Source organism: Bartonella sp. CR127HXZ, from assembly GCF_042194555.1.
Classification (GTDB): domain Bacteria; phylum Pseudomonadota; class Alphaproteobacteria; order Rhizobiales; family Rhizobiaceae; genus Bartonella; species Bartonella grahamii.
On sequence record NZ_JBHIMZ010000019.1, the window covers coordinates 1 to 12300 of the forward strand.

Annotated in this window: 8 protein-coding genes and 1 pseudogene; 6 read left to right on the top strand and 3 right to left on the bottom strand. The window is 36.7% G+C overall.

The window, feature by feature from the left end:
- The 6 genes and pseudogenes from ACFIKY_RS08145 to ACFIKY_RS08170 form a co-directional block, all read left to right on the top strand.
- Nucleotides 1–333 (top strand): annotated as a pseudogene (locus ACFIKY_RS08145) (ABC transporter substrate-binding protein); the annotation flags it as partial.
- Nucleotides 334–706: 373 nt separating this feature from the next.
- Complete coding sequence (locus ACFIKY_RS08150; protein WP_375636654.1) at nt 707–2308, top strand: ABC transporter substrate-binding protein; 1602 nt, start codon at nt 707–709, stop codon at nt 2306–2308.
- Nucleotides 2309–2420: 112 nt separating this feature from the next.
- A complete protein-coding gene (locus ACFIKY_RS08155; protein ID WP_015856298.1) occupies nt 2421–3494 on the top strand; it encodes an ABC transporter permease in 1074 nt (357 codons plus the stop codon).
- Between the two features lie 2 nt (nt 3495–3496).
- Complete coding sequence (locus ACFIKY_RS08160) at nt 3497–4426, top strand: ABC transporter permease (RefSeq protein WP_015856299.1); 930 nt, start codon at nt 3497–3499, stop codon at nt 4424–4426.
- Nucleotides 4419–5303 carry an ABC transporter ATP-binding protein gene (locus tag ACFIKY_RS08165; RefSeq protein ID WP_015856300.1) on the top strand — a complete coding sequence of 295 codons (885 nt, stop codon included), beginning with the start codon at nt 4419–4421 and terminating at the stop codon, nt 5301–5303. Before ACFIKY_RS08160 ends, ACFIKY_RS08165 begins: the two co-directional genes overlap by 8 nt.
- Nucleotides 5290–6072 carry an ABC transporter ATP-binding protein gene (locus tag ACFIKY_RS08170; RefSeq protein ID WP_375636657.1) on the top strand — a complete coding sequence of 261 codons (783 nt, stop codon included), beginning with the start codon at nt 5290–5292 and terminating at the stop codon, nt 6070–6072. The genes ACFIKY_RS08165 and ACFIKY_RS08170 overlap by 14 nt, the downstream gene beginning before the upstream one ends.
- Nucleotides 6073–6680: 608 nt before the next feature.
- Here the strand turns inward: ACFIKY_RS08170 and ACFIKY_RS08175 are convergent.
- The 3 genes from ACFIKY_RS08175 to ACFIKY_RS08185 form a co-directional block, all read right to left on the bottom strand.
- Nucleotides 6681–6902 (bottom strand): hypothetical protein, encoded by a 222-nt coding sequence (locus ACFIKY_RS08175; RefSeq protein ID WP_375636659.1) that lies wholly within the window; start codon nt 6900–6902, stop codon nt 6681–6683.
- 34 nt (nt 6903–6936) lie between these two features.
- Nucleotides 6937–7143 carry a hypothetical protein gene (locus tag ACFIKY_RS08180; RefSeq protein WP_375636660.1) on the bottom strand — a complete coding sequence of 69 codons (207 nt, stop codon included), beginning with the start codon at nt 7141–7143 and terminating at the stop codon, nt 6937–6939.
- A 124-nt stretch (nt 7144–7267) separates the two neighbouring features.
- Nucleotides 7268–11509, bottom strand: a complete 4242-nt coding sequence (locus ACFIKY_RS08185) for a right-handed parallel beta-helix repeat-containing protein (RefSeq protein ID WP_375661665.1) — start codon at nt 11507–11509, stop codon at nt 7268–7270.
- Between the last annotated feature and the right edge of the window lie 791 nt (nt 11510–12300).

A 12300-nucleotide genomic window follows, 5' to 3' on the forward strand; every position in this document is an offset into this window, starting at 1 on the left:
GGATGGAATAATGATTCTGCGGATCCTCATACAATGGCTTCACGTCTTGTTTATAATCCAGATAATCGGTTTGAGGCTAGAAACACTGCCTATCCTAGTTGGAAGCATGGGTATTTTGATGCCAAGATGAATCAAAAAGTTGAATATGCTTTGTTTCAAAAAGATCCGCAAAAACGGGCGCAAATATATGCTGATTTACAACGTGAACTTATGCAAAAAGGACCTTATGCGTTTATTTACCAGCAATATAGCGTTGTCGCGATGACACCGGATGTCAAAAAATGGGTTTGGAATAGTGCACCGCGTATTTTTTATAGTAAAATTGAAAAATAAAAGTGTCTTTTGGTGTTGTCAAAGGTAAAATAGCTTGATCATAATTGCATGATGAAAATATTCTTTCATATAAAAGTCCTTCAGTTTCTTAAAGGATGAAACTGTGAGGGATGTTTGTGCTGTATATGATGGAGGTCGTTTATTAAGGGGGATGAATATAGAAAGTTATATTGGACAAGATCTTTGTTTGTGGCTACAGATTCTCTGCATCCCGAATATAGATTGATGTATGAGAGAATTATTTTATAGATGCTTAGTTTGATTAAATAAAGTTGATGTTTGATACTATGCTGTTTAAAAGATGAAAGAGCAAAATCACAACAGCTATGTGTGAAAAGGCATAAGAATATAATAGGAAAAAAATGGGAAAAAAATGTTGAAAAAATTTTCTGTTTTATTAGGCATAACAGCTTTTTTAAATGGGGCTATAGCATCAGCATTTAGTGCTTCATCTAAAGATATATTGGTGATGGCATGGAATATTGATTCAATGAGTAGTTTTGACCCAGCGCAAACTGTTGAAGTCGTGACGAGTGAGTTATTGACGAATATTTGTAGCGCGTTAGTACAATATGATGAACATGATCCTACAAAAATTCGCCCTGCTATGGCAAAATCTTGGGATGTTTTAGATAATGGCAAAAGAATAGTTTTTCATCTTCGTGATGATTTAAAGTTTAATGATGGAAGAACAGCAACGGCGCAAGATTTGGTATGGTCGATGCGGCGGATTATTAAATTAGGATTGAGCTATGCCCAATCTTTAATGGATTATGGGTTTACTAAAAACAATGTTGAAACAAATATTCAAGCTCTTGATGATAAGACTTTGCAATTAAAATTAGATAAACCCTACCCTATTCAGCTCATATTGACTGTTATTGGACAGTCTTATGCTTCTGCTTTGCTTGATCGGAAAACAATTGAAGCGCAGAGTATTAACGGTGATATGGGGAATAAATATTTAGCGACACATTCGGCTTGTGTTGGACCTTATAAATTGGTGAGCTGGTCTCCAGGAGATAAAGTTGTATTAGAGGCTACACAGCATTATTGGGGCGATGTGCCTAAAATTAAGAAGATTGTTGTGCAGCACGTAGCAGATTCATCAAGTCAAAGACTTCTTTTGGAAAAAGGTGATGTGGATATAGCGCGTGATCTTTCTTCAGAGGATATTTTAGATCTTGAAAAAAAGGGAGGCCCAGTCAAAATTAGTCGTGTTTTGCGCCCCCAGATTATTTATTTATCATTAAATAATAAGAATGCAATTTTTGCAAACGAAAAGGTTAGATTGGCACTTCGTTATTTGGTTGATTATGAAGGTCTTGGAAAAACTGTTTTGAAGGGGATTGCTATTCCGCGGGCAACTTATATGTCCTTGGGTGTTCCTGGTGCTTTGGATGAAAAAGAAGGTCTGCCTTTTAAGTTGGATTTGAAAAAAGCAAAACAGTTAATTACTGAGGCTGGTTATCCGAACGGTTTTAAAGCTAATCTTTTAGTTGGAAGCCTTAGTTATATGTCGTCTGTTGCACAGTCTATTCAAGCCAATGCACGTAAAATTGGTGTTGAGCTGACAATTGAAAAAATGGCACAAAATCAATTGTTGAGCCGTGTACGTGGTGGAAATTATGATACTGCTATTATGGGGTGGGGGAGTGCCGATCCTGATGGACATCCTGCCTCATTAAATCACGTGTTTAATCCTGATCCAACATTTACAAAAAAGCACAATATGTATTTGGCTTGGCGCGCTGGGTATTATGATGAAAATATTAATAACATGGTGATGGATGCTTTGTTTGAGAAAGACCCCAATAAGCGTATCATGCAATATCGTACTTTACAGCATTATGTGCTAGAGCATGGTCCTATGGTTTATTTATTTCAGACATATTATACCGTTGGTATGGGACCTGATGTCAAAAAATGGATTTGGAACAGTTATAGACTTTATTACAATGAAGCAGAAAAATAAAAAGAAGCATGTTATAGAGAAGGATTGTAGAACATGCTTAATAAGAGGTTGTTTCGTTATATAAAAAAAGGTATTTGCTTTATGTTTTGTCGCTACAGAGGGGATTTTTATAATGGTTTTGCCACTTTCAGAGACTGAAAGAGCTGTATCAGAAAAGCAGAAAAGATTATTTTTATGGGATTTTTTATGCAAAGGATTGAAACTTCTTATTTCAGTTTTTATCACATTGCTTGGGTTGGTGACGATCACTTTTTTTCTTGGTCATCTTCTTCCTCTAGATCCAGTTCTGTCTATTCTTGGTGATAATATCAGTCAGGAAGCTTATGATGCAATGTATTATAAGCTTGGTCTTGATAAGCCGTTGATTGTTCAATATTGGAAGTATCTTCATAATGTATTTTTATTTGACTTTGGAGATGCTTTAACTTCTGGGCGTCCTGTTCTAGCTGATATTATGCGTGTATTTCCTGCAACATTAGAGCTTGCAACCGTTGCTATTGTTATTGGCACAAGTCTTGGAATTCCATTTGGTGTTTTTGCAGCAATGTATCGCGATTCATTTATTGATTATGTTGTTCGTGTTTTTACACTTGTAAGTTATTCTACTCCAACGTTTTGGCTCGGTTTAATGGCTTTGTTAATATTTTACGCCAAGCTTGGCTGGGTTGGTGGTCCAGGACGTATTGATTTTCTTTATGAATATTCTTTCGAACCAAAAACAGGATTTTTCCTTTGGGATACTGCAAGCCAAGGACAATGGGAGGCTTTTGGTAATGTTTTTAGTCACATTATTATGCCTGCTTTGATCTTAGCTTTCGGTGCTATGGCTTATATTAGCCGTATGACTCGTGGGTTTATGATTGAGCAGCTTAATCAGGAATATATCATTACTGCACGTGTAAAGGGGTTATCGTGGGCACGAACGGTATGGGGACATGCCTTTAAGAATGCTGCTGTTCAGGTTATTACCGTTGTTGCGCTTTCTTATGCTTTTTTATTAGAAGGGGCTGTTTTAACGGAGACAGTTTTTGCTTGGCCTGGTTTTGGACATTACTTGACAAATGCTCTTTTAGCCGGAGATATGAATGCAGTTGTAGGATGTACTTTACTTGTAGGATTTATCTTTGTCGCCATTAATTTATTTTCTGATTTGCTTTATCGCATTTTTGATCCAAGGACACGTTGAATATGACAGTAAGTAATCATCATAAATCGCAATCATCATCTTTTTTGGGTGGTTGGTTAAACGACCCTGTTCCAAGCTCCATAATTCAGGCGAACATACAGAGAATTTATCACGCACTGGTTAAGTTTTTTCATAACTTTTCGGCTGTATTCGGTCTGCTTATTATTTGTATTATTATCATATGTGCATTTTTTGCTCCTTGGATTGCTACGCATGATTTTCTTAGCAATGATCTAGGGCATCGGTTGCAGCCACCCTCTATGGCGCATTATTTTGGAACAGATGAATTAGGACGTGACATTTTTAGTCGCCTTGTTTTTGGTTCCCGTATTACTCTTTATGTTGTTTTTCTTACAACCATTATTGTAGGTCCAATAGGGCTTATTGTTGGAACTGTATCTGGTTATATGGGCGGATGGGTTGATACTGTGCTCATGCGCATTGTCGATATTTTTCTTGCTTTTCCAGGTTTGATTTTAGCTCTTGCATTTTCAGCCGCATTGGGACCAGGGATTGAAAATGCCTCTATTGCAATTTCAATTGCAGCATGGCCCCCAATTGCACGTTTAGCACGTGCTGAGACTTTGACAATACGTTCTTCTGATTATGTTTCTGTCGTTCGCTTGCAAGGGGCTTCTGCTTGGAGAATAATTTTGTTTCACGTTGCGCCCATGTGTATTCCTTCAGTGATTGTACGATTAACTTTAGATATGTCTGGCATTATTTTAACGGCTGCTGGCCTTGGTTTTTTAGGGTTGGGAGCTCAACTTCCAAGTCCTGAATGGGGTGCGATGCTTTCTTCAGGGCGGGAATTTATGATGACAAATTGGTGGTTGGCGGCAATACCAGGCTGTGCAATATTATTTGCAAGTCTTGCTTTCAACCTTTTAGGTGATGGTCTTCGTGATGTATTGGATCCACGCAATGGGTAATAAATTATTAGAAGTAGAAGATTTACGTATTTCTTTTCCTACAACGCGCGGCATTTCAGAAGTTGTGCGTGGCGTTAGTTTTTCTGTTGGAAAAGAAAAAATTGGAATTGTTGGTGAATCCGGATCTGGAAAATCGATGACTGGGCGCGCAATATTAAGGTTGAGTCCAAGAGCAGCCATTGTTAAAGCTAAAAAAATGCGCTTTGAGGATGTTGATTTATTGACCGCAAGTGAACCTCAGATGCGAAAAATCCGCGGGAAGCGTATTTCAATGATTTTACAGGACCCAAAATATTCACTTAATCCATTAATACGGATTGGTGAGCAGATTATGGAGGCTTACCGTATTCATTACCGCGTTTCAAAAGTTGAAGCGCAGGAACGGACTATATCTATGTTAGAATCTGTTCATATTCGTGATCCTGAACATGTGATGCGCCTATTTCCTCATGAAATATCAGGGGGGATGGGGCAGCGTGTGATGATTGCAATGATGCTCATTCCAAAACCTGATTTAATTATTGCCGATGAGCCAACATCTGCACTTGATATTACGGTCAGACGACAAGTTTTATCTGTGTTAGATGAACTTGTGACAAAATCTGGAACGGGACTTATTTTCATTAGTCATGATTTGAATATGATTGCTGATTTTTGTGATCGTATTTTGGTGATGTATGCAGGCCGTGTGTTAGAAGAGTTGCCTGCTTCTGATTTGTCTCACGCTTGTCATCCTTATACGAAGGCATTGCTCGCGAGTTTGCCACGGCTTGATAATCCTGTTGATGTTTTGGCTGTTCCTGAGCGTGATCCTGATTGGTTACATAATCCTACGATTGTTAATGGTGTTGAGGAGGTTCCTCATGACAAATTGTGAGAATATTATTGATGTTTCTAATTTATCTGTAACTTTTGGTCATAGGCATAAGGCAGTAACAGTTGTTAAAAATGTTAATTTTCATATTAAGCGTGGTGAAGCTTATGGTTTGATTGGTGAATCCGGATGTGGAAAATCAACAATTTTGAATACATTGGTGGGGCTTATTCCAGATTATAGTGGAAAGTTCCTTTTTGCTGGACAAGAAGTCGAAAAGAAAAGAAGTAAAGATTTTTTACGCTGTATTCAAATGGTTTTTCAAGATCCTTATGCTTCACTTCATCCAAGAAAAATGGTCCATACGGTTCTTTCTGAATCTCTCAAAATCCATGGGATGGATAATCAAAAGGAGCGGGTGGAGGATGCTTTAGATTCCGTTGGTTTAGATTCTTCATTTCTTTATCGTTATCCTCATGAGCTGTCTGGAGGGCAGCGTCAGCGTATTGCTCTTGCACGTGCTTTAATTATTGAACCAGAGGTTTTGTTGCTTGATGAGCCAACATCTGCATTGGATGTGTCGGTACAGGCTGAAATTTTAAACTTGTTGAAATCATTACGCGTGAGAAAAAAGCTTACTTATTTGATGGTATCCCATGATCTTGCTGTTGTTGCACATATTTGTGAACGTGTTGGAATTATGCATAAAGGGATTATTCTTGAAGAGCTTAGCAATGATGAATTGCGTAATCTACATGCGCAACACGATTATACAAAGGAGTTTTTTGAAGCAAGTATAGAGCCTATTGTCCATAGAGAGCAAAGAGCATGATCGATTTTCCAAAAGAGAAAATACATTTTTCTGTTTTAGGTTTCAAGAAGTATTTAGTATCTTTGTTGTAATAGAGAGTTTTTGTATTTTTTATAGTGTGAAATCTTATCGATATAATTTATTGAGAGAAATTTTAGCTCTCATATTTTTCACTTTATTAGTTGTACAACGTTATGAGTCATCTGCATGACTCATAACGCGCATTATGTATTTTTTGTATAGTTTGTTGATTATAAATTTATGTTTAGAAGTTTTCATTGTAGATGAGCATTAAGCTTGTAAAAAATAATAGGTGATTAATAATGCTATTTTTTCTAGGAAAATTTATTCTTTAGAGTATAGTTTAATTTTTATTGTTTTTGATTTGTTTATTCTTTTTTACAGTGTTCGCTCTTATTTATCAGAAAATGCTAAGTTTTATTCTTTACAAGAGAAGAAGCTGTTATGAAAATTTTTCAATGGTACATGAGAATGATTCAACTATTTTTGTTGTTTTTTATTCTTAAAAAGAGATTATTTGAAAGAAAAACAGATTTTATAAATAAAAAAGGCAGCATATTGTGCTGCCTTTTTTGATAAAATGTATACAGATAACAATACGTCTGTTGTTACAGTCTTGATTTAAAAATGATAGTATATTCCACCTGAAAAACTTGCTCCGAATATACCAGTTTTTTGAAGCTGTTGTTAATAGCTGATTTCAATTTTGCAGTTTTGTCAATGATGGCATTGATGATATCTTCTTTTAGGATTTCATAGGATAAAAGAGTATCAAGATAAAAACCACTGTCACGCTGTATACTGCCATAGGCAGTGAGTAAAGTGACCATTTATTCAACATGCTCTTACTTACCGTCTTGCATATTATTTGGAGTGAAAGAGAGTTGTCCATAGGTTCCTACAAGACCAAAATGTGTTGTAGATATTTTGCCCTTCTAGCGCGACAAAGTTAATAGCTCCTTGTAGAGCAGCATAGCGAAGATTAGCACTGCTATAACCATATTTACTAGGAGCACTACTTATCAAAAAATAAAACTCTTGTTTCTCCATAGGCGTATAAGAAGAAGCCATTCCGTTTGTCTTATTCTTTCCCTAAGACAGATATTCACATATTGGCTAACAGTTGCACTTTGCTTAGCCATATCGGTCAATCCAGCATACAAGAGAGCACTGGGCATGATCAAAGAGTTTGTATTTATGGCACGATGTTTTTTACTTTTGAGTCGCTATCAAGCAGTACTGGTTGCAAGCGAAAATCCCAAAAATTTTTATTTTCTCCTAAAAGGTTTTGTTCAGTATTTGTTTTACTGTGGTTTGATTTTGGTCCATAAGCCTTCAGTATATATTTATAAGGTGAACCACTTATTGTGATATAGCCATTTGCAAGTTTGAAAGAGTTTTGATTTACTTTTCCAGAAACTTGAATGAGTGAAAGACCACGTACACTGGTAAGAGCAGAAGTGTCTGCTTTAATATTGTTCCTTTCTAAATGTCCAGTGATATAAATCAGTGTAGTCCCTGAAACATCACCGTGAATCAGAAGATGGTCAGCTTTTTGTTTGTTTACGGCAGCGCTATCACTCCATTCGACATTGAAATGAATTTCTGCTTTTCCTGTAGCATTGTAGACTTTTTTAGTATTTGGTCTGCCAGATCCTATGTGCAACGTGTGATAATGATCTTCTGTTGGCTTTTCAAAAACAATAGAGCTGTCATTGATGTTAAGGACAGAAATATCAGAACGTACTCTTTGAGCAATATCAAGCAGTTGTTCGTTCTGGCTTTTTTTATTTGTGCTTGTTTTCAATGTCCATTTCGTATTGTTTTGCAAATCAAAGATTGTTTTGAATTTTTTTTTGGTGCTCACTTTGCCGTCTAAGATGGAGTGATCGGCGTTTAGTGTAAAAGTGAAATCATTTTTTTTCGTTGAAGCTTCGGTTACTAATAAAACATTGGCACGGATTTCTGAATTTTTGAGATTGACTTTACCAATTGATTCATTTGCATTAATTCCAGTACCATTTTTAATGTGAAGTTTTGTATTGGTTAAATTGATTTCTGATGTTTTATTGTTCTTGGATTTTTCAAATGCTATACCTCTATCTTCTGCTGTGGCAGAAACATCTGTCACATCAATATGTCCATTATTATTTACAACAAATGCACTATTTTCGGCAATCACTGTTCCTCCAATCATTTTAATCATCCCACCATTTTCTGAAGAAAGTCCGATCTCAGCATTTTTAATCGTTGTATGGCCATATAATTCAACTAAACTGCCAACATCTTGGCTTTCCGCACCGGATCCGTTGCTATCTGCTGTTATTAGAGTAACATTCGTGGCTTTAATACGTCCACCATTTTCGGCAGATAATGCAGTAGTTTTACCTTGTACTGTTCCTCCCGTTACGGTAACGATAGATTTTGAGTCTTTTGCATAGAGTCCAGCGTCGTCAGATGATGTAATTTGAGCATTGTCAGTTAAAGTAATGGTACTGCCGTTTATGGCAGATATTGCTGCACCTTTTGCGTTAAATGATCCTCCAGAAACTGTTATTTGAGAACCATTATCTGAAACTATGCTATTGACTGCTTGCGGAACGGTTACATTTTCTAAAGTAATGGCACTTCTTCTTGCAATTATTGCGTTGATCAGTAGTGTATTGTCCTTACTATTTAATATCGTTACATCTTTCAGTTTGTTATTGCTCTTATTTTTTAACAAATGAACGCCAGCTTCGGAAGCAGTAATTGTTCCTCCGATCATTTTGATTGTACTATCGTTTTGCGCATCAATTCCGATTTTAACGTCACTGATCGTTGTATTTCCAAGCAATTCAATCACACTGTTAGAGCCAGAGGAAGCTGCACCAGCAGCTACACCACTGCCATTATTAGTTGCTTTTAAAGCAACATTTGTAACCGTAATATGGCCACCTATATCTGCTTCTAAGGCTGTATATTTTCCTGTTACGCTTCCTGTTGTCATTATAATCGTGGATTTTGAGTCTTGTGCATAGAGTCCTGCTTCATCATATGACGTAATTTGAGCATTGTCCGTTAAGGTGATGCTGCTGCCGTTTTGAGCACATATTGTTGCATAGCTTGAATCAAATGATCCTCCAGAGATTGTTATGTTAGAACGATTATTTGCAATTACACTGTTGCCTGTTTGAGTCACTTTTACATTTTTTAAAGTGAGTCTACTTTCTTTCTCTAGAAGTATTCCGTTGCCTGAATTTTTATCTTTACCGGTTGATATTATTACATTTTCTAGTTTATTTTCGGTGCTCTTACTGTTCACGAAGCCAACACCAGTTGCAGAAGCCGTAATGGTCCCCCCTATCATTTTAATTACGCCATCATTACTTGCCAAAAGCCCGACAGTAGCATTCTTAATCGTTGTATTTCCATATAATTCAATCATACTATTAGCACTATCAACTCCTGCACCTCCCCCATTGCCATTTGCTGTTGTTAGAGAAACATCTGTGACCTTAATATGCCCACCGTTTTCTGCATTTAATGCTAATTCTCCGGTTACTGTTCTCCCCGTCATTGTGATGGTAGAATGTAAACCATTTGTATAGAGTCCTTTGCTATTCGATGATGATGATGTAACTTGCACATTGCCTTTTTTACTACTAGTTAAAGTAATGTTACTACCGTTTCCAGCGTATACTCCTACGGTTTTCCCCTCAAATGATCCTCCAGAAACCGTTACTTTAGAATGATTATTCGCAGCTATGCCGCTTTTTGCCTGCGTAACTGTTACATTTTCTAAAGTGACTTTACTTTCCTTGTCGGCACCTATTCCTGTGATTTTAGGCTCTTTATCGTTACTGCTCGATATTTTCACATTTTCTAGCTTGTTTTCATCGCTCTTACTATTGTAGAAACCAGCACCGGTTTCAGAAGCTGTAATGGTCCCTCCGATCATTTTTATCATTCCACTGTTTTGTGCATGAAGACCGACTACAGCATTCTTAATTGTTGTATTCCCATGCAATTCAATCATGCTGTTCGGACCGCCGGCGACAACTGTTCCGATTTTATCATTCGTCGCTGTTAACGCAACATCTGTGACCTTGATATGTCCACCGTTTTCTGCAACCAACGCCATTTTTTCTGTGATTACGCTTCCTCCCGTCATTTCGATTGTGGTTTCTGAATCTGTTGCATGAAGTCCAGTGCCATGAGATGATGTAGCTTGAACATTGTTGGTCAGAGTTATGCGACTGCCATTGTAAGCAGATATTGCTGCCTTTGTGGCATCAAATGATCCTCCCAATACCGTGATTTCAGATTTATTATTTGCAGTAACGCTATTCATTGCCTTAGTCACTTTTACATTTTCTAAAGTGACTTGACTGCCATTGTACGCAAATACACCACCGGATAGTGGTGCTTTGCCCTTGCCACTTGATATTATTATATCTTTTAGCTTGTTTCCAGCGTTCTTACTATTATTGAAGCTAGCACCAATATAGGAAGCGTTAATGGATCCTCCAGTCATTTTGATCATGGCATTATCTTTTGCAAAAAGTCCACCTCCATCACCGCTAATGGTTGTATTTCCGAGCAACTCAATTATGGTATCAGAATTGTAAGCATTGACAGTGAAAGTTGGGCTATTTATTATTTTTAAGGACACGTCTGTGACTTGAATATGGCCACCTTTGGTTGCAGATAATGCGGCATCTTTTCCTGTTATATTTCCTCCCGTCATTGTGATCTTGGCTTTTGAGCCTTCTGCATAGAGACCAACGTTATCAGATGATGTAATTTGAGCATTGTTAGTTAAAGTAATCGTGCCGCTGCTTAGAGCATGTATTGATGCGCCTTTTGCATCAAATGATCCTCCAGAGATTGTGACCTTAGACTGATTATTTGCGACGACGCTATTCATTGCCTTACTCACCTTTAGATTTTCTAAAGTGACTTCACTGTCTTTGTCTGCAACTATTGCAAAATTTAGTGGTTCTTTGCCTTTGCCACTTGATATTATTATATCTTTTAGCTTGTTTTCAGCATTCTTACTGTTCAAGAATTTAGCGCCAGTTTTGGAAACTGTAATAGTTCCCCCAGTCATTTTTAGTGTAGCACCATCTTTTGCTTCAAGACCGAAGAAAATGTTAGAACCAGTTCCTTTAATGGTTGTAGCATCCAGTAATTCAATCGCAGTGTTAGAACCTTCAGCTGTTATAGCGTGCGTATTTGTACTTATATTGGTGTTTGTTTTTTTGTTTCCGATTATCGTCAAATGCTTGCCGATAATTTGGCCACCTTTTTTTGCGTGAATAATTTCATAGGTTTCGTTGGAAACTTCTTTTTTACTTTCTGAAATTTCAAGATTTTTAGCTTGTGCATTAAGATGGATACCAGACAGTACAACTGCCATAATTGCTGTGCAGGATAGAAGAAATTTTTTAGGCATCAGTCCACTCCTTTTAAAGCCCCCAACATTCATTTTCCCGCCGACTTCATAAGAAGAAGTGAAAATAGATGGTTTTCAATAAAATAACCGATTCAGCCTATTTTGTTTATTCTTACCTGTCAAATTAAAGTATATGATAATATAATTTATATTCAATTTAAATGTATTATTAAATAATAATTCTTTTTTTAGCTTACTATTTAGTAATTAAATATTTTTTCTAAATATAAAATGAATATTCAGAAATAATATTTTAAGTGAATTTTAGCTTATGTAGATTTTTGTTGAAGGCGCATAATATCGGTTACAATTTTTTCCGCATTAAGGAAAAAGGGGAGGGCAAGCGCTGTTGGGAGCAATAAGCAAAAATGAAAAAAGTTTCCTTACGTTGGATTTAAAACGCGTTTTCTGTTTAAGATAAAGAATACTGCTTGATGTGTTTTTACAAAGCGTAGCATTCTTCTTGAATGTGTCGCATGAATTTGTTGAGGATTCTTGTTATGTTTATTGTATCTGATTGAATAAGTTTCGTAGAAGAATGTTCTGCGCTGCATTTTTTACATGAAGAGAAGAGAGGTCCTTGAAAAGAGAAAGACGGCTTTAATATACAAAAAAAGGCAGCACAATTGTGCTGCCTTTTGTTAAGTTAAATAGAATGATAGGCTATTTTTACAGTCTTTCCTTAAAACTGATAGCGTATTCCACCTGAAAAGTTTGCACCACTTATACCAGTTTTCTGAAGCTTTTGTTGATAGCTTACATCACCATGAAGGGAGAAATTGTGAGACAGT

Coding starts and splice junctions, on each gene's coding strand:
- ACFIKY_RS08150 (WP_375636654.1), top strand. CDS start 707: ATGTTGAAAAAATTTTCTGTTTTATTAGGCATAACAGCTTTTTTAAAT.
- ACFIKY_RS08155 (WP_015856298.1), top strand. CDS start 2,421: ATGGTTTTGCCACTTTCAGAGACTGAAAGAGCTGTATCAGAAAAGCAG.
- ACFIKY_RS08160 (WP_015856299.1), top strand. CDS start 3,497: ATGACAGTAAGTAATCATCATAAATCGCAATCATCATCTTTTTTGGGT.
- ACFIKY_RS08165 (WP_015856300.1), top strand. CDS start 4,419: ATGGGTAATAAATTATTAGAAGTAGAAGATTTACGTATTTCTTTTCCT.
- ACFIKY_RS08170 (WP_375636657.1), top strand. CDS start 5,290: ATGACAAATTGTGAGAATATTATTGATGTTTCTAATTTATCTGTAACT.
- ACFIKY_RS08175 (WP_375636659.1), bottom strand. CDS start 6,902: ATGGTCACTTTACTCACTGCCTATGGCAGTATACAGCGTGACAGTGGT.
- ACFIKY_RS08180 (WP_375636660.1), bottom strand. CDS start 7,143: ATGGCTTCTTCTTATACGCCTATGGAGAAACAAGAGTTTTATTTTTTG.
- ACFIKY_RS08185 (WP_375661665.1), bottom strand. CDS start 11,509: ATGCCTAAAAAATTTCTTCTATCCTGCACAGCAATTATGGCAGTTGTA.